Here is a 20,919-nt window from a genome sequence, read left to right as displayed (position 1 = left end):
GTCTGGAGGGGCGGGCCCGTTCGCGTTTCGGGATGAGGGATCGCGCGGCTAGGCGCGAGCATCCAGACGTTCGATCGTGCCGAGGATCATCGCGCGGAGCTCGTCCGGCGCCTTCTCCTGGCAGGCCTCCTTCACCTTGGTGGTGAGGGTGAGGCCGACGAGATGCTCGGCCGAGCAGTCGTCGCAGTTGCTCATGTGGTCGCGGATGTCCTGGCACTGCTCGGCGCTGAGCTCGTTGTGCAGGAACTCCTCCAGCTCGGCTTTGGCCTTGTCGCAGCCGCAGTCGGTCATGTCGTGCTCCTCGATGTGGTCATGGTGTCCTTCAGCGTGATCCCGCGCTCGCGGGCGTAGTCGGCGAGCAGCTCGCGCAGCAGGCGTCTGCCGCGGTGGAGCCGGCTCATCACGGTGCCGACCGGGGTCTTCATGATGTCGGCGATCTCCTGGTACGAGAACCCCTCGACGTCCGCGAAGTACACGGCGAGACGGAAGTCCTCCGGGATCGACTGGAGGGCGTCCTTCACGGCGCTCGCGGGCATCCGATCGATGGCCTCGGCCTCGGCCGAGCGGCTCGAGCTCGACGTCGCCGACTGCGCGCTGCCGAGCTGCCACTCCTCGAGCTCGTCGGTCGACCCCTGGTACGGGTCGCGCTGCTTCTTGCGGTACACGTTGATGAACGTGTTCGTCAGGATCCGGTACAGCCACGCCTTGAGGTTCGTGCCCTGCTCGAACTGGCCGAAGGCGGCGAAGGCCTTCACGAAGGTCTCCTGCACGAGGTCGGAGGCGTCGGCGGGATTCTTGGTCATGCGCATGGCGGCGCCGTAGAGCTGGTCCATGAAGGGGAGCGCCTGCTCCTGGAACAGCTGGCGGCGCTCGGCGAGCTCGTCAGTCATCGGGAGCGAGTCTACGACCGGTGCCTGCGGGGCCGCGCCGGTGCGCGGCGCCCCGTCGGGGTCGACGGATGCGGTGCTCACGCGCTCGAGGACGGCGCTCGTCATACGGCGGCTCCCTTCGCTCGTGCTGCCGATACTCTGTAACCGATGCAGGTATTCGGCTATTCCTCGCCCCGATTCAGCCCCTACGACGACGACCGCGCCGACCACTCGGCTCCGACGGGCGACGAGGGGCCGTGGCGCGCGCCGCGAGCGACCGGCCCGCTGGACGCCCGGCTCGCCCTGCCCGGATCGAAGAGCCTCACCAATCGCGAGCTCGTGCTGGCCGCTCTCGCCGACGGCCCCTCGCTGCTGCGCCGGCCCCTGCACTCGCGCGATTCGGCGCTCATGATCGCGGCGCTGCGCGCGCTCGGCGTGGGCATCGACGAGGTGCCGGGCGATGGCGCCTACGGCCCCGACCTGCGCGTGACGCCCGCGACCGAGCTGACCGGCTCGACGAGCATCGACGTCGGGCTCGCGGGCACCGTCATGCGCTTCCTCCCGCCCGTCGCGGCGCTCGCGCTCGGCCCCGTCGCGTTCGACGGCGACGAGGCCGCGCGGCGGCGCCCCATGCGCACGACGATCGACTCGCTGCGCGCGCTCGGCGTCGACGTCAACGACGACGGCCGCGGCGCCCTGCCGTTCAGCCTGTGGGGCTCGGGCGCGGTGCGCGGCGGCGAGGTCGCGATCGATGCGAGCGCGTCGAGCCAGTTCGTGTCGGGCCTCCTGCTCGCCGCCCCGCGCTTCGCCGAGGGTCTCACCCTGCGGCACACGGGCGAGCGGCTGCCGTCGATGCCGCACATCGAGATGACGATCGCCGCTCTCGAGGCGCGCGGCGTGACGGTCTCGAGCCCTGATGAGGGCGTGTGGGTCGTCGCGCCCGGGCCGATCGCGGCGCGCGACGTCGACATCGAGCCCGATCTCTCGAACGCCGCGCCCTTCCTCATCGCCGCGGTCGTCGCGGGCGGCACGGTCGCGATCGAGGGCTGGCCCGAGACGACGACGCAGGTCGGCGCCGATCTCATCGAGATCCTCCCCCGCTTCGGTGCGACCGTCCGTCGCGAAGGCGACGCGCTCGTCGTCGACGGCGGCGAGGGGCTGCTCGGCGGTCGCTCGATGCCGGGCGTCGACCTCGACCTCTCGCGCGGGGGCGAGCTCGCGCCCGCGCTCGTCGCGCTCGTGGCCCTCGCCGACTCCCCGAGCCGCATCACGGGCATCGAGCACCTCCGCGGCCACGAGACCGATCGCCTCGCGGCGCTCGCCGACGACCTGACGCGCGCCGGGGGCACCGTGACCGAGCTCGACGACGGGCTCGCCCTCGAGCCGCGCGCCCTCCACGGCGCCGACTGGGGCGCGTTCGAGGATCACCGAATGGCCCACGCGGGTGCCGTCATCGGGCTCGCCGTCGACGGCATCGACATCGACGACATCGGCGCGACGTCGAAGACGCTCCCGGAGTTCCCCGAGCTGTGGCATCGTCTCGTCGCCTCCGCGCGGGCGGGGTCCGGCTCCGCATGAGCTGGCTGCCGCCCGACGACGACGAGGACGAGCCGTACGGCGCGTACGACGAGTCGGCCGTGCGCTCGCGCCCGAACCCGAAGGCCAACCGGCCGCGCTCGAAGCAGCGGCCCGCCCACGACGACGCCGTCGTCGGCCGCATCGTCACGGTCGACCGCGGCCGGTACCTGGCCCTCATCGACGAGGGCGAACCGTCCGAGCGCGCGGTGATCTGCACGCGCGCCCGCGAGCTGCGCAAGACCGCGATCGTCACGGGCGACCGCGTCGACGTCGTCGGCGACGTGAGCGGCGAGGAGGGCGCTCTCGGGCGCATCGTCCGCGTGCACGAGCGCCGCACCCTTCTGCGACGCAGCGCCGACGACACCGACGCCGTCGAGCGCATCGTGGTCGCGAACGCCGACCAGCTCATGATCGTCGTCGCCGCCGCCAACCCCGAGCCGCGACCCCGGCTCGTAGACCGCTACCTCGTGGCCGCGTTCGACGCCGGCATCTCTCCGCTGCTCGTCGTGACGAAGACCGACCTCGCCGACCCCACGGCCTTCCTCGCCCACTTCGCGGGGCTCGACGTGCGCGTGGTCACGAGCTCGGCCGAGCATCCCCCGCTCGACGAGCTGCACGCTCTGCTGCGCGACCGCACGACCGTCGCGGTCGGGCACTCGGGCGTCGGCAAGTCGACGCTCGTTAACGCTCTCGTGCCCTCCGCCCAGCGCGCGATCGGCCACGTCAACGCCGTGACGGGGCGCGGTCGGCACACCTCGAGCTCGACCGTGTCGCTGCGGCTGCCCGACGGCGGCTGGATCATCGACACTCCCGGCGTGCGCTCGTTCGGCCTCGGGCACGTCAACCCCGACAGCATCCTCACCGCGTTCGAGGACCTCGCCGAGGTCGCCCGCTCGTGCCCGCGCGGCTGCACGCACCTCCCCGACTCGCCCGACTGCGAGCTCGTCGACGCGGCCGCGCGGGGCGATCTGGGCGCGCTCGGGCCGCAGCGTCTCGACTCGCTGCAGCGGCTGCTGACGACGCTCACCAAGTCCGCGTACTGAGCGAGGCTCGCGACCGCTACTGTGAGAGCCGTGACCGACCTCGCCGCCGATCTGGCGCTCGCGCTCGAGCTCGCCGAGCGGGCCGACGCCGTCTCGTTCGACCGCTTCCGCGCCGTCGACCTCAAGGTGACGACGAAGCCCGACCGCACCCCCGTGACCGACGCCGATCGGGCCGTCGAGCGGGTCATCCGCGAGGGCCTCGCAGCGGCGCGACCCGAGGACGGCATCCTCGGCGAGGAGTACGGCACCGCGACGGGCACGGGCGAGGGCGCCCGCCGCCAGTGGATCATCGATCCCATCGACGGCACCGCCAACTTCCTGCGCGGCATGCCCATCTGGGGCACCCTCATCGCGCTCGCGATCGAGGGCGTGCCCGTCGTCGGCGTCGTGAGCTCGCCGGCTCTCGAGCGCCGCTGGTGGGGCGCGAGCGGTCTCGGCGCCTTCGTGCTGCGCACGGGCCCCGCCCCTGAGACGGATGCCCGCCCGCTGCGCGTGAGCGGCGTGCGCGATCTCGCCGACGCCTCGATCTCATACAACAGCCTGCCCGGGTGGGACGACGAGGGCCGCCTCGACGGCCTCCTCGCGCTGACGCGCGCCGCCTGGCGCTCGCGCGCCATCGGCGACATGTGGTCGTACATGCTCGTCGCCGAGGGCGTCATCGACGTGGCGGGCGAGTTCGACCTGCAGCCCTACGACATGGCCGCCCTGCAGCCGATCGTCGAGGAGGCGGGCGGCCGCTTCACCTCGGTCGATGGCGCACCGGGGCCGTGGCACGGCAGCGCCCTGGCCACCAACGGCCACCTGCACGATGCTGTGCTCGCGCTCGTCGCCCGCGACGACGCATCCGACGAGATCGCGCTCGCCCCCGACGAAGAGGAGTAGCCCATGTCCGCGTCCACCCCGTTCCGCCGAGCCCTCGCAGCGCTCGCACTCGTGTCGGCGACCGCCGCGCTATCCGGGTGCGCCTTCCTCTCGCAGTTCACGGGAGGAGGGGAGGCCGAGCGCGACACCGAGGGCCAGGTCATCGAGGGCAACGACTCGACCGACGTGTTCACCATCCAGGTCGGCGACTGCCTCAACGACGCCGAGGCCACCGAGCAGGTCGAGACCGTTCCGACGACGCCGTGCGACGAGCCGCACGACAGCGAGGTGTACGCCTCGGTGATCATGTCGGAGGACGACTACCCCGGCGAGGACGCCATCCTCGAGCGCGCCGATGCCGAGTGCCTGACCGGGTTCGAGTCGTTCGTCGGCGCGAGCTACGACGAGTCGCCCTACGACTTCAGCTACTACTTCCCGACCGAGGGCAGCTGGGCGCAGGGCGATCGCGAGATCCTCTGCGTGATCTACGACCCGGCCGGCCCCGTGACGGGCAGCCTCGAGGGCTCGTCGAGCTGAGAATCCGGCGCTAGGGTCTCGATTCGGCGCCCTCTCTCGGCGCGAGGACGATGTCGAAGCGCGCCGAGCTCCACGGCCCGTCGATCATGCGCCCCGGCGCCTCGCCGCGGTCGTGCTGCGCGAAGTCGATGACGAGGCTCTCCGTCACGCCGAAGACGGCGTCGCGATCGAGCCACTCGTCGCCCGCGACGAAGATGTGGGTGATGAGCGTCGCGTGCTCGGGCGCGCTCACCATGAAGTGGATGTGCGCGGGCCTCATGTGCGAGCGCCGGGTCGCGGCGAGCAGATCGCCGACCGGCCCATCGTGCGGGATGGGATAGGCGGCGGGCTGCACCGTCCAGAAGTCGTAGCGCCCGTCGCCGTCGGTGAAGAGGTGCGCGCGGGCCTGCACGAGGTCGCCCTCGTACTGCACGTCGTAGAAGCCGTCCTCGTCGGCGCCCCACACCTCGACGCGCGCGCCGGCGATCGGGGCGCCCGTGGTGCTCGTGACGCGACCGGCGACGTGGCACGGTCGACCGGGGACTCCCTCGGCGATGTCGTCGCCGAGCGCGATCTCGGGGCTGCCGTTCACGAAGAAGGGCCCGAACACGGTCGACTCCGTGGCTTCCGCCGTCACGGGCGCGTTCATGCCCACCGTGAGCATGGAGAGCCCGAGCACGTCGCTCAGCAGGATGAACTCCTGACGGCGGTCGTCGGTGATGCTCCCCGCTCGGGTGAGGAAGGCGATCGCGGCCTCCCACTCCGGTGCGGTGAGCCGGACCTCGCGCGCGAACGCATGCAGGTGGCGGGTGAGCGCCTGCATGACGGCTCTCAGCCGTTCGTCGGGGGTCGCCTCGAAGCTCGCCTCGACCTCCCGGGTGAGGTGCTCCTCGCGCTCGGCCCGCAGCGCGGCCTCCGGCTCATCGACCACCGCGGGCTCCCCTCCGGGCGCAGCGCTGCGCTCCTCGCGTCAGGATGGCAGACGATGCGCTCTCCCGCGACCGCGCGGGCATCGTCGCGATGCCGCCGCGCGGATATGCTCGCGCCGTGGAGTTCCGCTACGCATCGCTGCCTCACCGCGTGATCTTCGGCGCGGGCTCGAGCCGGACCTCGCTCGCGGCCGAGGTCGAGGCGCTCGGCGCCGAGCGCCTCATGGTGATCGCGTCGGATCGCGACACGGCGCTCGTCGACGAGCTCCTCGCGCCGTGGCGCGATCGCGTCGCCGTCCGCTTCACCGGGGTGCGTCCGCACGTGCCCGACTCCGTGGCGGCCGAGGCGCGACGGATGGCCGTCGACCACCGCGTCGACGGCCTCGTCTCGATCGGGGGCGGATCGACGACCGGCACCGCGAAGATCGTCGCGCTCACCACGGAGCTGCCCATCATCGCCGTGCCGACGACGTACGCCGGCAGCGAGATGACGCCCATGTGGGGCATGACGACTGCGGCGCGGAAGGAGACCGGGGTCGACCGACGGGTGCTGCCCGCAACCGTCGTCTACGACAGCGACCTCGTCGCGACCCTGCCCGTCGACCTCGCGGTCGCCTCGGGGCTCAACGCCATGGCGCACTGCGTCGAGGCCTACTGGACGGAGGCCTCGAACCCGATCGTCCGGCTCATCGCGACCGACGGGGTCCAGGCTCTCGCGGAGGGCCTGCGCGGCCTCGCGGGCACCGAGCGGGCGAGCGGCGCCTCTGCGGCGGATGCCGGGACCGACACCGCCGCCGCCCGTGAGCGACTCCTCTACGGCTCCTTCCTCGCGGGGATGGCTTTCGCGACAGCCGGCTCGGGCCTCCACCACAAGATCTGCCACGCGCTCGGCGGCGCGTTCGACCTGCCGCACGCGCAGACGCACGCCGTGGTCCTGCCACATGTCCTCGCGTTCAACGCCGTCGCCGCCCCCGAGTCGGCGGCGATGATGGCGCGCGCGCTCGGAGCGGACGACGCCGTCGCGGGACTGCGCGACCTCGCGAGCGCGATCGGCGCTCCGCGCGGGCTCGCCGAGCTCGGTCTCACGCGCGAGCAGCTGACCGAGGCGATCGACCTCGTGGCGGGCCGGCTGCCGATCGCGAACCCCCGCCCGGTCGACCGCGCCGACGTCGAGGCGATCCTCACCGGAGCCTTCTCGGGCTGAGCGCTCCCGGCCGGGCTCGTCCGGCCCCGGTCAGCCGAGCGCGATGACGACCTTGCCGCGCACCTCGCGCCGCCGGAGCCGGTCGATCGCTCCGAGGGCGCGCTCGAGGGGGACGACCTCGTCGACGGCCGCGGACATCCGCCCTGCCGCGAGGTGATCGAGCAGGATCGCGAGATCGGCGCCGGACTCCTTCTGCATGACCATCACGAGGCGGTGCCGCACCCACGGGTCGAGCAGCGCAGCGCGGAACTGCCGGTCGAGCCCGTCGAGCACGGGCCCGCCGACGTGATCGGCGCCGACGATCGCGAGCGTGCCGCGCTCGGTCAGCAGTCGGCGCAGCACCGGCAGGTCGCGGCCGTCGGCCGTGTCGATGACGACGTCGAAGCGCCCCCAGCCCTCGGGCCCGGGATCGGTGCGGTAGTCGATCGTGCGCTCGGCGCCGAGAGAGCGGACGAAGGCGGCCTTCCCCCCGCTCGCGACGCCCGTGACGCGGGCGCCCGCGAGAACGGCGAGCTGCACGAGGTACGCCCCGACTCCGCCCCCCGCGCCGATGACGAGCGCCTTCTGCCCCGCGCCGACGCGAGCGGCATCGCGGACGGCCTGCAGGGCGGTGACGGCGGAGATCGGCAGCGCGGCGGCGTCGGTCGACGACACCGCGTCGGGGATGCGCGCGAGCTTCCGCGGCGTCGCGAGCACGAGCTCGGCGAACGCCGCGGGCGCCGACCCGGCGACGCGATCTCCGACGGCGAACCCGACCTGCTCGGGCGTCGCGCCGAGCGGCAGCGCTTCGATGCGCCCCGCGAACGCGAGGCCGGGGATCGGCTGTCGGGGCCGGCGCAGCCCGAGGAAGGGGCGGACGAGCGTCGGCCGCCCGGTCAGCAGGTGGATCGTGCCCGAGTCGGGGCTCGCGGCCTCGACGCGCACGAGCACGCGACCGGCGCGCGGTGCGGGCGCCGGCGCCTGATCGAGTCGCAGCATCTCGACGCCGCCGTAGCCGCTCTGCAGCAGGGCCCGCATGGTCGCGGGCGTCGTCATCGTGGTCATGGTGGTCTCTCGTCTCATCGGTCGGGCGCGGGGGCGGATGCGGCGCTCACGCGCCGTCCGGATACTGGAACACGTCGTCGAGCGGGACCCCGAAGACGCGGGCGATCTGGAAGGCGACCTCGAGCGAGGGCGAGTACTTGCCCTGCTCGATGGCGATGACGGTCTGGCGGGTGACGCCGATGCGCTCGGCGAGATCGGCCTGCGTCAGCTCGCCGTGGGCGAAGCGGAGGGCGCGGATGCGGTTCTCCACGCGAGTGGGCTTCACCACGCGGGCACTCCCCCGCGGTAGAGGGCGACCTTCGTGATGCCCTCGAGCACCGCGGAGGCGTAGAAGCCGAGGAAGAGCGCGTGGGCGATCCAGAAGTGGTCGGCCTCGAGCATCGCGAGCACGAGGGCTGCGAGGGCTCCGATCACGAGCACGGCGCGCGCGGTGTGCTCGGCGCGGGCGCTGATCTGCCGGTCGCGGACGTCGGTCCCCTGGCCGTCCCGACGGGTCAGGATGGCGACGACGATCGTCACGACGGCCGTCACGATGATGCCGATGCCGATGCTCCAGAGCATCGCGTCGACGTAGGGCGCCTCGACGAGCGGCCCGCCGGCCGCGCGGGCGGCGAGCACGACGCCGTAGACGACGCCCGTCACGATGCCGACGACGAGGCCGATCCAGGCCACCTTCTCCTCCTGCGCCACGGGGTCTCCTTCTGGTCGATCGATGCGGATGTCAAGAATTCCTGACACGCTCAAGGTAAAGCGCAACGGACATCCTGTCAATGATTTTTTACACAGCCAGGATGCGGCGGGTGACGGTTCCGGCGCGCGCCCCCTCACCGGCGCCCCGCTCGCCCGCGCGGCGCAGGCGCGTCGAAGGCGCAGCTCGGCTCGCTGTTCGTCGCACGGATCCGCCGTTCGTCGCACCGAACAGCCGCCCGTCGGCAGGGCCATGCGCGCGCCGGCGCCCCTTCCTAGGGTGACCACACGCAACGATGCGACCCCCTGGAGGAGCACAATGACGTCACAGCCACCCGGATCGACCGTCGAGGCCCGGCCCGACGGCCCCGAGCCCGACCCGGCCCTTCCCCCCACCGAGCTGCCCGCCGCGGAGCGCGAGACCCGGTGGACCCTGCCGAAGATCCTGGTCTGGGCGGCGATCGCGCTGCTCGGCGGCATCTCGTGGACCATGATCGCAATCGTGCGCGGCGAGACCGTCAACGCGCTCTGGTTCGTGTTCGCCGCCGTCTGCACCTACCTCATCGGCTACCGCTTCTACTCGAAGGTCATCGAGCGCTACATCACGCGCCCCGACGACCGGCGGGCCACGCCCGCCGAGGTGCGCGCCGACGGCAAGGACTACGTGCCGACCGACCGCCGTGTGCTCTACGGCCACCACTTCGCCGCGATCGCCGGCGCCGGCCCGCTCGTCGGCCCCGTCCTCGCCGCGCAGATGGGCTACCTGCCCGGCACGATCTGGATCATCGTCGGCGTGCTGCTCGCCGGCGCGGTCCAGGACTACCTCGTGCTGTTCTTCTCGATGCGCCGCGGCGGTCGCACGATCGGCCAGATGGCCCGCGACGAGCTCGGCCGCGTCGGCGGCACCGCGGCGATCCTCGCCTCGCTGCTCATCATGCTCATCATCATCGCGATCCTCGCGCTCGTCGTCGTCAACGCGCTCGGCGAGAGCCCGTGGGGCGTCTTCAGCGTCGCGATGACCATCCCGATCGCCCTCTTCATGGGCGTCTACCTGCGCTACCTGCGCCCGGGGAAGATCTCCGAGGTCTCGATCATCGGCTTCGTGCTGCTCATGGCCGCGATCATCGCCGGCGGCTGGGTCGCCGAGACGCCGTGGGGCATCGAGCTCTTCACGCTCGACCGCACGACGATCGCGTGGGGCATCATCATCTACGGCTTCGTCGCCGCCATCCTGCCCGTCTGGCTGCTGCTCGCCCCGCGCGACTACCTCTCGACGTTCATGAAGATCGGCGTCATCGTCATGCTCGCCGGCGCCGTCGTCCTCGTGCGGCCCGAGATCTCGGTCCCCGCGCTCAGCGAGTTCGCCGGCGGCGAGCTCGGCCCGGTCGTCTCCGGCACGCTGTTCCCGTTCCTGTTCGTCACGATCGCGTGCGGCGCCCTCTCCGGCTTCCACGCGCTCATCGCCTCGGGCACGACGCCGAAGCTCATCGAGAAGGAGCGCCAGACGCGCTTCATCGGCTACGGCGGCATGCTCATGGAGTCCTTCGTGGCGATCATGGCGCTCGTCGCCGCGCTCTCGCTCGACCGCGGGATCTACTTCGCGATGAACTCCTCCGGGGCCGCCACCGGCGGCACGGTCGAGGGCGCGGTCGCCTTCGTCAACTCGCTCGGTCTGATGGGCGTGAACCTCACGCCCGACATGCTCACGAGCACGGCGGCGGCCGTCGGCGAGGAGTCGATCGTCTCCCGCACGGGCGGCGCGCCGACCCTCGCGCTCGGCATCGCGAACATCATGCAGCAGCTCTTCGGCGGCGCCGCGCTCGCGGGCTTCTGGTACCACTTCGCGATCATGTTCGAGGCGCTGTTCATCCTCACCGCGGTCGACGCCGGCACGCGCGTGGCCCGCTTCATGCTGCAGGACTCGATCGGCAACGTCCTCCCGAGGTTCAAGGACACGGGGTGGCGCCCCGGCGTGTGGATCACGACGGCCCTCATGGTCGCGGGCTGGGGCTGGATCCTGATCCTCGGCGTCACGGATCCGCTCGGCGGCATCAACACGTTCTTCCCGCTGTTCGGCATCGCGAACCAACTGCTCGCGGTCATCGCGCTCGCGGTCGTGCTCGCGATCGTCGCCAAGCGCGGGCCGGGCTACGTGCGCTGGCTGTGGATCATCGGCGTGCCGCTCGCCTTCGCCGCGGTCGTGACGATCACCGCGTCGGCCTTCAAGATCTTCTCCCCCGTGCCCCAGGTGGGCTACTGGGCGAACCACTTCGCGTTCCGCGGAGCGCTCGAGGCGGGAGAGACCTCGTTCGGCACGGCCCCGACGGTCGAGGCGATGGAGGCGGTCGTGCGGAACACGATGGTGCAGGGCATCCTGTCGATCGTGTTCGTGACGCTCGCGATCATCGTCGTCATCACCTCGCTCATCGTGACGGTCCGCGCCATCCGCGCCGGCGGCGGCGAGAGCCACGAGGACGCCCCGGTCGCCTCGCGCCGGTACGCGCCGGAGGGCTTCTTCGCCACGAGGGCCGAGCGCGAGCTCGAGCGCCGGTGGGCGCAGCTGCCCGCCGCCACACGGCCCTCGTCGGCCAGGCACTGATGACCGCGACCGAATCACGGCGCCCTGCCCGGACTCTCTCGGTCCGGGCAGGCGCCGCCGTCCTCGGGCGCGCCGGACGAGCCGTCACCTGGTACATGCGCGAGCTCATGGGCGACACCGCCTACCGCACGTACCTCGATCATCACGCCGCCACGCACGGAGCGGATGTCGCCCCGATGACCGAGCGGGAGTTCTGGCGGGGCAGAATGGACGAGCAGGACCAGAACCCCGGGGCCCGCTGCTGCTGACGACGACGTGACGAGGAGCGCCGATGCCTGACGCCGCGCTCCTCGCCGTCGCCGCCTTCGCTCTCGGCATCGCCGTCACGCTGCTCGCGCAGCTGATCCGGCGGCACGCCCGAGGCGGCGGCGACCTCGGCAGCGACGCCGAGCGCGCGACGTTCCGCACGCTCTCGCTCGCCTCGCGCGCGGCCGTGCACCTGCGCGGCGGGCTCGACGGCGAGGGCGCGCATCGCGCGGGCCGCTACCTGCGCACCCTCCTCGGCAGCGAGGCCATCGCCGTCGCCGATCGGGACGGCGTCGTCGCCCTCGACGGCCGCGGCGACCTCGCGCCGGTCGCGGCGCGGGTCGCGGCGAGCGTCATCGAGACGGGCCAGCGGCAGCTGCTGTCGACCCGGTCATCAGGGGCGGATGCTCCGCGCGGGTCGATCGGAGACGACGAGGGAGGCTCCCCCCAGGCCGTCGGGGCGCCCGTCATCGTCAACGGCCGCGTGGTCGGTGCGATCGTGGCCTTCGCGACGCGGGTGCACGCCCCCCTCGTCCGCGCGACGACGGAGGTCGCCGCGTGGTGCGGCGCGCAGATCGAGCTCGGCGAGCTGGAGACCTCGCGCGCCGCCCTCGCCGAGGCCGAGCTGCGGGCGCTGCGCGCCCAGATCAGCCCCCACTTCATCTACAACGCGCTCAGCGTCATCGCCTCCTACACGAGCACGGATGCCGAGCGGGCGCGCGACCTGCTGCTCGACTTCGCCGACTTCATCCGGTACACGCTGCGCTCGCAGGGCGAGTTCACGACGCTCGCCGACGAGCTCACGAGCGTCCACTCGTACGTCGAGCTCGAGCGCGCCCGCTTCGAGGAGCGCCTGAGCGTCACGCTGCGCATCGAACCCGAGACGCTCGCCACCGTGATCCCCTTCCTGAGCCTGCAGCCGCTCGTCGAGAACGCCATCCGTCACGGTCTCGAGCCGCGCGAGGCCGGAGGCACCGTCGTCATCGCCGCTCGCGACGACGGCACCCACACCGAGATCACGGTCGACGACGACGGCGTCGGCATGCGGCCCTCGGCCCTGCGGCAGCTGCTCACGGAGTCCGAGCGCACCGACCACATCGGGCTGCGGAACGTCGACGCCCGCGTGCGGAGCATCTACGGCGACGACCACGCGCTCGTGATCGAGACCAACGAGGGGGCCGGGACGATGGTGAGGATGCGCATCCCGAAGTCGCAGCCCTTCAACGAGACCGAGAGGCCGGCGGGCCCGTGACGGCCCGCCCGGAGACCGGCGAGCCGATGCGCGCGATCGACGTGCTCATCGCCGACGACGAGCGGCGCGTGCTCGACGAGCTCGAGTCGATGCTGCGGGCGGACCCGCGGGTGCGCGAGATCCTGCGCGCCGCGACGGGCTCGGAGGCCCTGCGGCTGCTGGCCGAGCGCGAGGTCGACGCCGCCTTCCTCGACATCCACATGCCAGGGCTCTCCGGTTTCGACCTGGCGCGCGCGGTCTCGCGGTTCGCCGAGCCGCCCGCGATCGTTTTCGTGACCGCCGACGAGGCCGGGGCGATCGAGGCCTTCGACGTGCAGGCCGTCGACTTCATCCTCAAGCCCATCCGGCGCGAGCGGCTGCAGCGCGCGGTCGGCCGCATCCTCGCGCTGCGCGACAGCCCCCTCGGCCCGGACGCCCCGCCCGACGAGAGCATCCCCGTCCGGGTGGGCAACGCGATGCGCGTGGTGCACCGCAGCGACGTGCGCTGGGTGCAGGCGCAGGGCGACTACTCGCGGCTGGTCACGGAGACCGAGAGCCACCTCATCCGCGAGCCGATCTCCGAGCTCGAGCAGCGCTGGCACGACGCCGGGTTCATCCGCGTGCACCGCTCGTACCTCGTGCTGCGCGACGCGATCACCGCGGTGAGGCTCGTGGGCGCGCATCCGACGCTCACGGTCGCCGGCGAGGAGGTCCCCGTGAGCCGGCGCTCGATCCCGATCGTGCGCGAGGCGATGCTGCGGCCGCGCGAGGCCGGGCGATGACCGAGCTCGGGTCCACGGGCTCCGCCGGGGATCGCCGTCGCGCCGGGACGCGACCGGTGCGCGAGCGCGTCACCTCGGTCGATGCGGCGAGCGCGCGCACCGAGCCGCCCCCGCGCACCGGTCGATGGGCGGTCGGGGAGGCCGAGACGCTCTTCACGCGAAGCCTCATGCGCGCCCACGGCCGGCTCGCGATCATGTGCCTCGTCTCGTTCGCGATCGCGCTCGTGCTCGTCACCGTCGTGATGAGCCGGATCCCGCTGCTGGACGAGATCGCGCTCGGGGGCGTGCCGCTCACGTGGCTGATCCACGCCTACGGCTTCTACCCGCTCATGATCGTCTGGGCTGTCGGCTACACCCTCGCCTGCCAGCGGCTCGAGGGCCGGTTCGCGCAGCTCGTGGAGCCCGAGTGAGCGGAGCGGCCCGATGAGCGCGGCCCTCTCGATCGGCGCGATCGTCGGGGTCGTCGTCGTGACGGCGATCATCGGCATCTGGGGGCTGCGCATCTCGCGCACGACGAGCGACTTCTTCGTCGCCTCCCGCACCGTGCGACCGGTCTGGAACGCCTCCGCCATCAGCGGCGAGTACCTCTCGGCCGGCACCTTCCTCGGCCTCTCGGGGCTCGTGCTGCTGTCAGGATCGGACGCGTTCTGGTTCCCGATCGGCTACGCCGCGGGCTACCTGCTCGTGCTCATGCTCGTCGCCGCGCCGCTCCGGCGCAGCGGCGCGTACACGATCCCCGACTTCATCCACGCCCGCCTCGACTCGCTCGCCGCGCGGCGCCTGACGAGCGCGCTCGTGCTCATCATCGGCTGGCTGTACATCGTGCCCCAGCTGCACGGGGCATCGCTCGCGCTCACGGTCGTCGCGGACATCCCGCCCTGGGTCGGCGCCGTGACGGTCGCGGTCGTCGTCGGCGGCTCGGTCGCGGCCGGCGGCATGCGCTCGATCACCTTCGTCCAGGCGTTCCTGTTCTGGCTCAAGCTCGCCGCGCTCGCGGTGCCCGCCATCTTCTTCGCGATCACCCTCAGCGGCACGGAGCCCGCGATCGATCCGGCGCTCGTCTTCCCGCAGGATCAAGGGCCGGCAGGTCTGGACGCCTACGCGACGACCTCGCTGCTCATCGCGCTGCTGCTCGGCACCGTCGGGCTCCCGCACGTCCTCGTCCGCTTCTACACGAGCCCGACCGGCGGCTCGGCCCGTTGGACGACCGTCGGCGTGATCGTGCTGATCAGCGTCTTCTACATCGCCTCCAGCACGATCGGGCTCATCGCTCGTATCGCCGCGCCCGACCTCGCCGCGCCCGGTGTGGCCGACACCGTCGCGCTGCAGCTGCCGTCGCGGCTGATCCCGGGCCCGGCCGGCGACCTGCTCACCGCCCTCGTCGTCGCGGGAGCACTCGCCGCATTCCTCGGCACGTCCTCGGGCCTCATCGTCTCGCTCTCGAGCGCCGTCAGCCAGGACCTCTTCCACGGCACCGTCACCTCGTTCCGGTGGGCGGCCGTGTTCTGCACGCTCGTGCCGCTCCTCGTCGCCCTCGCGACCGCCCCGCAGGGGCTCGTGACCTCGGTCGGCACGGTGTTCGTGTTCGCCGCCTCGGCGCTGTCGCCGATCATCCTGCTCGGCATCTGGTGGCGGCGCCTCACCGCGCGCGGGGCGATCGCGGGAATGCTCGTCGGAGCCGGTCTGTGCGGTGCCGCCCTCATCGGGTCGGCCGCTCTCGGATCCGCCGCGGGCCCGCTCTCGACCCTGCTCGAGCAGCCCGGTCTCTGGACGATCTCGGCCGCGACGCTCACGTGCGTCATCGTGTCGCTCGTGGACGGCCGCACGCCGGTGAGCGCGGACCGCATCCTCAGCCGCCTGCACTCGCCCGAGCGGTCGCGGGGAGAGCTCGCGGCGGGCTGAGCCGCCGGACCCGCCCCCAGCGAGAACGGATGCTCGTGCGAGCGCTCGGCGACGCCGCCCAGTCGGGCTCGGTAGCGTCGAGGGCATGACCGACGCGACGCCCTCGACTCCCTTCCACTCGCTCGACGCCTACATCGCGCTCCCGCGCGTGGACGGCGTCGCCCTCTCGCCCGACGGCGAGCGGGTCGTGCTCACCGTCGCCTCGCTCTCCTCCGACCGCACGCGCTACGAGCGGGCGCTCTGGGAGGTCCCCGCGCAGGGCGGCGGCACCCCGCGTCGCCTGACCCGCTCGGCGAAGGGCGAGTCGGGCGTCGCCTTCACGGCCTCCGGCGACGCGCTCTTCGTCTCCGGCCGGCCCGACGCCGACGCCGACGGGGAGGACGAGTCGGCGCAGCTCTGGCTGCTGCCCGCGCCCGGCGGCGAGGCCCGCCCGATCACCCGGCTCGCGGGCGGCGTGAGCGGGGTCGCGGCGACCGCGCTCGCGAGCGACACGGTCGTCATCGCCGCCGACCTGCTGCCGAGCTCCGGCTCGTTCGAGGACGACGCCGCGGCCCGCGCCGAGCGGAAGAAGCGCAAGGTCCAGGCGATCCTGCACGAGAGCTACCCCGTGCGGTACTGGGACCACGATCTCGGCCCCGCCGAGCCGCACCTCCTCGCGCTCGACCTCGACGCACTCGTCGACGCGCTGCCCGACCGGTCGCCGGAGGCCGCCGACGCGGGCGTCGCGCCCGACAGCGCCGACGCCACCCCGACCCCGTACCCCGCGCACCTCCCCCGCCCGCGCGATCTGACCCCGACGCCGGGCCGCACCGCGGACACCGCCGGCCAGGCGCTCACGCCCGACGGCCGCACGCTCATCGCCGCGGTGCGACTGCCGCGCCGCGGCCTCGCCCGCTACGAGCTCGTCGCGATCGACGTCGCGACCGGCGAGCGCCGCACCGTCCACGGCGAGGAGGGCGTGCAGTACGAGTTCCCGACGATCAGCCACGACGGCACGCGCATGGCCTACCTGCGCGTGCCCGTGAGCACCCCGGCGGGCCCGAGCGACCACGAGCTCTGGGTCTCCGACCTCGACGGCGCGAACCCGCGCCGAATCGCCGCCGACTGGGATCACTGGCCGGCCGAGTTCCTCTTCGCCCCCGACGGCGAGTCGCTCATCGTCTCTGCCGACCACGACGGACGCGGTCCCGTCTTCCGCGCCCCGCTCGACGGCGGCCCCGTGGTCCGCCTCGTCGACGATCACTTCGCGTACGCGAGCCTGAGCGTGGATGCGCGGACCGGCGACGTGATCGCGCTGCGATCCTCGTGGCAGTCGCCCCCGCATCCCGTGCGCATCGATGCCCGCACCGGAGACGTGACCGAGCTCGCGACCCCCGCCGCGCCGCCCGCCCCCGTGGGCGACATGGTCGAGGTCGAGACGACGGCGGAGGACGGCGCGCGCGTGCGCGGCTGGCTGCTGACGCCCGAGGGGGCCTCGGCAGAGAGCCCCGCCCCGCTGCTGCTGTGGATCCACGGCGGGCCGCTCAACAGCTGGAACGCCTGGAGCTGGCGCTGGGCGCCGCAGCTCGCCGTCGCGCACGGCTACGCGGTGCTGCTGCCCGACCCGGCGCTGTCGACCGGCTACGGGCTCGAGTTCATCGCCCGAGGCTGGAACTCCTGGGGGCAGAAGCCGTACACCGACCTCCTGGCGATCACCGACGCGGTCGAGCAGCGCCCCGAGATCGACGAGACCCGCACGGCGGCGATGGGCGGCTCGTTCGGCGGCTACATGGCCAACTGGGTCGCGGGGCACACCGACCGCTTCCGCGCGACCGTGAGCCACGCGAGCCTGTGGGCGCTCGACCAGTTCGGCGGCACGACCGACAACTCGGCGTACTGGATGAGCATCTTCGACGAGAAGGGACTCGCGGAGAACTCGCCGCACCACGCGATCGACGACATCGTGACGCCGATGCTCGTGATCCACGGCGACCGCGACTACCGCGTGCCGATCGGCGAGAGCCTGCGGCTGTGGTCGGAGCTCAACGCCCGCCACGCGGAGGACGACGGCTCGACCGTGCACCGCTTCCTGTACTTCCCGGACGAGAACCACTGGGTGCTCAAACCCCAGCACGCGATCGTCTGGTACGAGACCGTGTTCGCCTTCCTCGACCAGCACGTCCTCGGCGAGGAGTGGGCCCGGCCGGCGAACATCGGCTGACGCCGGGCGGATGCTCGGCTAGGGCTGGTCGACGATCTGCTTGCCGAGCGGCAGGAGCGCGATGGGCACCATCTTCAGGTTCGCCCACGCGAAGGGCAGACCGATGATCGTGATGGCGAGCGCGAGCGCCGAGGCGATGTGCCCGAGCGCGAGCCACCAGCCGGCGAGGACGACCCAGACGACGTTGCCGATCGCCGAGCCGACGCCGGCGGTCGGACGGTCGACGACGTCCTTGCCGAACGGCCAGAGCGAGTAGACGCCGATGCGCCACGCGGCGATCCCCCACGGGATCGTGACGATGAGCACGACCATGATGAGTGCGGCGAACGCGTAGCCCAGGAAGAGCCAGAAGCCCGAGAGCACGAGCCAGATGATGTTGAGGAGCGTGCGCATGGCGGACTCGATCCGTCTCGAGGGGCGGTGGCGAACTCGCACAGCGCGTGATGACGACCAGTGGTGGAGATGGGGGGAATCGAACCCCCGTCCACTGCTGTGATCCGATGCCTTCTACGGGCGTAGTCTGCTGAGACGTTCTGCTCGGCTCCGACCTTTGTTGCAGACCCCTAGGTCGACGAGCCCAGCCTCAGTGAAAGTCCCGCGTGCACCTGAGACGCAGGCACGCAGCGAGCCTCCTTGATGACGCCAGCGACCGGGGCGGAGGCGAACCCGGGCTGACGGACTTATCTACTCTGCCTTAGGCGGCGAGAGCGAAGTCGGTGCGCTTAGCATTGGCACCTGTTGTTTGCAGAGATCGTTTACGAGATAACCCTGCATCCTCGACCCGCTTCTCATCGTTTCGCAGGCAATGTCGAAACCGATCATCCCCGTGCGTCACCTCACCCCTCCGAATCGTGCGGGGCACGAGGCGGTGTCGGGGTGCTGAGGTGGGTCGTCATCACGCGCTGTGGAGTTGTGAAGCGCGGCCCGAGTGGCCTCGGGAGCGCATCGAGCGCCGGTGATGGCGCAGCCCTACAGTATAGCTCACCGCTGACGTTCCGCCCAGAGGCGGGTGCGGCCGCATCGAGGAGGAGCCCGTGACCGAGACCGTCATCACCGTGCAGGGCACGGCTCGCGCCGAGTACTCCCCCGAGCGCAGCATCCTGAGCTTCACGATCGCCGCCGACGGCCCCGACCGCACCGACGCGGTCGAGCGCGTCACGGCGGCGCTCGACCGGGTGAGCGCCGCGATCGCCGACCGTCACGACGCGACGGCCGGGCCCGTGTCGGCGTGGTCGGCCGACCGCGTCTCGGTCACCGCGGGGCGCCCCTGGACGAACGACGGCTCCGTCGCCCCGATCGTGCACCGCGCCGCGGTCTCGGGCCGCGCGACCATCACCGGTCTCGACGCCCTGCCCGAGCTCGTCGAGGCGATCGCCGCGGAGGAGCTCGCGATGATCGACGGCCTCGAGTGGTCGCTCACGGAGGGCCGTCGCACGTCGGTGCTCACCGAGGTGCGCTCGCGCGCCGTGAAGGACGCCGTGACGAAGGCGACGATCTACGCGCAGAGCATCGGGCTCGGCAGCGTCCACGCCGTCGCCCTCGCCGACCCCGGCATGCTCGGCGACCCGGGCGCCGGCAGCGGCCCGCAGCCGCGCATGGAGCGCGTCGCGATGATGGCGTCGGATGCCCGGGGCGGCGCCTTCTCGCTTCGCCCCGAACCGATCGTGGTCGAGGTCGCCGTCGACGCCAGGTTCGTCGCCCGCTAGAGCGAGCCGGTGCGTCGCTCCCGCAGGTCGAGCAGCGCGAGCGCCAGCGCGGCGCCGACGAAGCCGAGGATGACGAGGGCCGCGTGCAGGAAGGCGTCCTGGTAGATGTCGACCCGGCCGCCCATCCCCTCCTCGGCGTAGATCGTGGCGTAGAAGGCGGCGGTGGCCGCCGCGATGCCGACCGCAGTGCCGGCGCGCTGGCCGACCTGCCCGATGGAGCCGGCGACGCCCGCGGAGGTGAGCGGGACATCCGCCAGGGTCAACGTCTGGTTGGGGGCGATGACGGCGCCGCCGCCCGCGCCGGCGAGCGCCATGAAGCCCGCGATCGCCCACGGAGAGACGCCTGCGGGGAGCAGGAACGCCGACGCGATCGTGCCCGCGAGGCCCGCGACGACGCCGAGGAGGCCCCAGACGACGACGGGGCGGCCGATCGTCGTCGCGACGCGGCCGCTGTACCAGGATGTGACGGCGGAGGCGAGGGCGAACGGGATCGTCACCATGCCCGCGTAGACCGGCTCGAGGGCGAGGCCGAACTGCAGGAAGAGCGAGAGGGTGAGGAAGGTGGCCGGGAGGGCGGCGAAGTAGGTCGTCGCGATGAGCGTGCCGTTGCGGTACGCGCCGATGCGGAAGAGCGCGAAGTCGACGATCGCAGCGCGACCGCGGGAGGTGTAGCGGCGCTCCCATGCGACGAACGCGGCGGCGAGCACGACGAAGGCCGCGAGCCACCACCAGCGGGCGGGGTCGTCATCGGGCGAGCCGGTCGTGAGCACGAACGGCAGCATGAGGCTCAGCACCGTGCCGCCGAGCAGCGCGGTGCCGAACAGGTCGAGGTCGCGCGGGCCGTGCGCGTCGGGCTGCGTGCGGGGCAGGAGCCTGTACGCGAAGGGGAAGAGGCCGATGACGAGCGGCACGTTCATCCAGAAGATGAGGCGCCAGCCGAGCTCGGGCCCGCCGACGCCGATGAGCAGGCCGCCGAGCGTCGGCCCGAAGGCCGTCGAGAGCCCGATGACGGCGCCGAAGATGCCGAAGGCGCGCCCGCGCGCGGCGCCCGTGAAGAGCTGCTGGGTGAGCCCGAGCACCTGCGGCATGAGCAGACCCGCCGAGACCCCCTGCAGTATGCGCGAGGCGGCGAGCAGCTCGACGGTCGGCGCGATCGCGCACAGCAGGCTCGCGATGAGGAACACGACGAGGCCGACGAGGAACATGCGCCGCCGCGAGTGCAGGTCGCCGAACCGGCCGGAGGGGACGAGCACGATGCCGAAGGCGAGCACGTAGCCGGCGACGATGAGCTGGATCTGCGTGGGGCCCGCTCCGAACGCCTGCTCGATGGCGGGGATTCCCACGTTGACCTTCGACAGGTCGAGGATCGTGAGCGAGGCGACGGCGACCGCGACCGCGAAGGCCTGCCAGCGGGTGCGCTCGCTCACGCCATCCGCCCCGACCGCCTCACCGCCGGTCTCGGATGCGTCTGCGGGAGCGGGGGCGTCGGATCGTGCGGTCACGAGCGTCGAGCCTACGCCCG

At 72.5% G+C, this 20,919-nt stretch carries 21 protein-coding genes and 1 other RNA gene; 13 read left to right on the top strand and 9 right to left on the bottom strand.

Annotated features, from left to right (window positions below; all coding sequences use genetic code 11):
* Window positions 1-48: 48 nt before the first annotated feature.
* Window positions 49-291: a zf-HC2 domain-containing protein gene (locus ASC54_RS06960; RefSeq protein WP_055855935.1), complete on the bottom strand. Its 243-nt coding sequence runs from the start codon at window positions 289-291 to the stop codon at window positions 49-51.
* Complete coding sequence (locus tag ASC54_RS06955; protein ID WP_200932296.1) at window positions 288-890, bottom strand: sigma-70 family RNA polymerase sigma factor; 603 nt, start codon at window positions 888-890, stop codon at window positions 288-290. The genes ASC54_RS06960 and ASC54_RS06955 overlap by 4 nt, the downstream gene beginning before the upstream one ends.
* A 147-nt stretch (window positions 891-1,037) precedes the next feature.
* Here ASC54_RS06955 and aroA point away from each other — a divergent pair, with 147 nt between their 5' ends.
* Genes aroA through ASC54_RS06935 form a run of 4 tightly spaced genes read left to right on the top strand, consistent with a single transcriptional unit; the run spans window position 1,038 to window position 4,888 of the window.
* Window positions 1,038-2,447, top strand: coding sequence for a 3-phosphoshikimate 1-carboxyvinyltransferase (gene aroA / locus ASC54_RS06950; protein ID WP_055897595.1), 1,410 nt, complete (start codon window positions 1,038-1,040; stop codon window positions 2,445-2,447).
* Complete coding sequence (rsgA, locus tag ASC54_RS06945; RefSeq protein WP_055858961.1) at window positions 2,444-3,490, top strand: ribosome small subunit-dependent GTPase A; 1,047 nt, start codon at window positions 2,444-2,446, stop codon at window positions 3,488-3,490. The genes aroA and rsgA overlap by 4 nt, the downstream gene beginning before the upstream one ends.
* A 30-nt stretch (window positions 3,491-3,520) precedes the next feature.
* Window positions 3,521-4,372 (top strand): inositol monophosphatase family protein, encoded by an 852-nt coding sequence (locus ASC54_RS06940; RefSeq protein ID WP_082514904.1) that lies wholly within the window; start codon window positions 3,521-3,523, stop codon window positions 4,370-4,372.
* Between the two features lie 3 nt (window positions 4,373-4,375).
* Window positions 4,376-4,888 (top strand): septum formation family protein, encoded by a 513-nt coding sequence (locus ASC54_RS06935; RefSeq protein WP_055897588.1) that lies wholly within the window; start codon window positions 4,376-4,378, stop codon window positions 4,886-4,888.
* Window positions 4,889-4,898: 10 nt separating this feature from the next.
* Here the strand turns inward: ASC54_RS06935 and ASC54_RS06930 are convergent, their stop codons facing one another.
* Window positions 4,899-5,798: a dioxygenase gene (locus ASC54_RS06930; protein ID WP_055897585.1), complete on the bottom strand. Its 900-nt coding sequence runs from the start codon at window positions 5,796-5,798 to the stop codon at window positions 4,899-4,901.
* A gap of 116 nt (window positions 5,799-5,914) precedes the next feature.
* Between ASC54_RS06930 and ASC54_RS06925 the strand changes: the two genes are divergently transcribed.
* Window positions 5,915-7,000 (top strand): maleylacetate reductase, encoded by a 1,086-nt coding sequence (locus tag ASC54_RS06925; protein ID WP_082514967.1) that lies wholly within the window; start codon window positions 5,915-5,917, stop codon window positions 6,998-7,000.
* A 30-nt stretch (window positions 7,001-7,030) separates the two neighbouring features.
* Here ASC54_RS06925 and ASC54_RS06920 read toward each other — a convergent pair whose 3' ends face one another.
* From ASC54_RS06920 to ASC54_RS06910, 3 genes are read right to left on the bottom strand one after another with little or no spacing between them, the layout of a single operon-like run.
* Window positions 7,031-8,044 (bottom strand): NAD(P)-dependent alcohol dehydrogenase, encoded by a 1,014-nt coding sequence (locus ASC54_RS06920; RefSeq protein WP_055897582.1) that lies wholly within the window; start codon window positions 8,042-8,044, stop codon window positions 7,031-7,033.
* Window positions 8,045-8,090: 46 nt separating this feature from the next.
* Entirely contained in the window at window positions 8,091-8,312 is a 222-nt protein-coding gene (locus tag ASC54_RS06915) for a helix-turn-helix transcriptional regulator (protein WP_055855951.1), read from the bottom strand.
* On the bottom strand, window positions 8,306-8,782 hold the full coding sequence (locus ASC54_RS06910) for a hypothetical protein (RefSeq protein ID WP_156376751.1): 477 nt from the start codon (window positions 8,780-8,782) through the stop codon (window positions 8,306-8,308). Before ASC54_RS06910 ends, ASC54_RS06915 begins: the two co-directional genes overlap by 7 nt.
* Before the next feature lie 268 nt (window positions 8,783-9,050).
* On the opposite strand from ASC54_RS06910, the gene ASC54_RS06905 reads away from it, so the two are divergent.
* The 7 genes from ASC54_RS06905 to ASC54_RS06875 all read left to right on the top strand — a co-directional run bounded on the left by ASC54_RS06905 (window position 9,051) and on the right by ASC54_RS06875 (window position 17,691).
* On the top strand, window positions 9,051-11,330 hold the full coding sequence (locus ASC54_RS06905; protein WP_055855957.1) for a carbon starvation CstA family protein: 2,280 nt from the start codon (window positions 9,051-9,053) through the stop codon (window positions 11,328-11,330).
* The gene (locus ASC54_RS06900) at window positions 11,330-11,578 is read left to right on the top strand and encodes a YbdD/YjiX family protein (RefSeq protein WP_055858968.1); all 249 of its coding nucleotides are present in this window, start codon (window positions 11,330-11,332) and stop codon (window positions 11,576-11,578) included. Before ASC54_RS06905 ends, ASC54_RS06900 begins: the two co-directional genes overlap by 1 nt.
* 23 nt (window positions 11,579-11,601) lie before the next feature.
* Window positions 11,602-12,828, top strand: a complete 1,227-nt coding sequence (locus ASC54_RS06895) for a sensor histidine kinase (protein WP_055855960.1) — start codon at window positions 11,602-11,604, stop codon at window positions 12,826-12,828.
* Between the two features lie 26 nt (window positions 12,829-12,854).
* Window positions 12,855-13,589 carry a LytTR family DNA-binding domain-containing protein gene (locus tag ASC54_RS06890; RefSeq protein ID WP_055858971.1) on the top strand — a complete coding sequence of 245 codons (735 nt, stop codon included), beginning with the start codon at window positions 12,855-12,857 and terminating at the stop codon, window positions 13,587-13,589.
* The gene (locus ASC54_RS06885) at window positions 13,586-13,999 is read left to right on the top strand and encodes a hypothetical protein (RefSeq protein ID WP_055897579.1); all 414 of its coding nucleotides are present in this window, start codon (window positions 13,586-13,588) and stop codon (window positions 13,997-13,999) included. Before ASC54_RS06890 ends, ASC54_RS06885 begins: the two co-directional genes overlap by 4 nt.
* Window positions 14,000-14,012: 13 nt before the next feature.
* A complete protein-coding gene (locus ASC54_RS06880; protein WP_055897576.1) occupies window positions 14,013-15,491 on the top strand; it encodes a cation acetate symporter in 1,479 nt (492 codons plus the stop codon).
* An 85-nt stretch (window positions 15,492-15,576) separates the two neighbouring features.
* Window positions 15,577-17,691: a prolyl oligopeptidase family serine peptidase gene (locus ASC54_RS06875; RefSeq protein WP_055897573.1), complete on the top strand. Its 2,115-nt coding sequence runs from the start codon at window positions 15,577-15,579 to the stop codon at window positions 17,689-17,691.
* An 18-nt stretch (window positions 17,692-17,709) separates the two neighbouring features.
* On the opposite strand, the gene ASC54_RS06870 is transcribed toward ASC54_RS06875, so the two are convergent.
* Window positions 17,710-18,084, bottom strand: coding sequence for a YccF domain-containing protein (locus ASC54_RS06870; RefSeq protein ID WP_055855972.1), 375 nt, complete (start codon window positions 18,082-18,084; stop codon window positions 17,710-17,712).
* Window positions 18,085-18,145: 61 nt separating this feature from the next.
* Window positions 18,146-18,517: a transfer-messenger RNA gene (ssrA, locus tag ASC54_RS12615) on the bottom strand.
* 208 nt (window positions 18,518-18,725) lie between these two features.
* Here ssrA and ASC54_RS06865 point away from each other — a divergent pair.
* Window positions 18,726-19,397: an SIMPL domain-containing protein gene (locus ASC54_RS06865; protein ID WP_055897569.1), complete on the top strand. Its 672-nt coding sequence runs from the start codon at window positions 18,726-18,728 to the stop codon at window positions 19,395-19,397.
* Here the strand turns inward: ASC54_RS06865 and ASC54_RS06860 are convergent.
* A complete protein-coding gene (locus tag ASC54_RS06860) occupies window positions 19,394-20,899 on the bottom strand; it encodes an MFS transporter (RefSeq protein WP_082514902.1) in 1,506 nt (501 codons plus the stop codon). The two genes, ASC54_RS06865 and ASC54_RS06860, sit on opposite strands and share 4 nt — an antisense overlap.
* Window positions 20,900-20,919 lie beyond the last annotated feature (20 nt).

Source organism: Yonghaparkia sp. Root332 (genome assembly GCF_001425665.1).
Taxonomy (GTDB): domain Bacteria; phylum Actinomycetota; class Actinomycetes; order Actinomycetales; family Microbacteriaceae; genus Microcella.
Note: the sequence above shows the minus strand (reverse complement) of the source record. Positions and strands in the feature narration are given on the sequence as shown.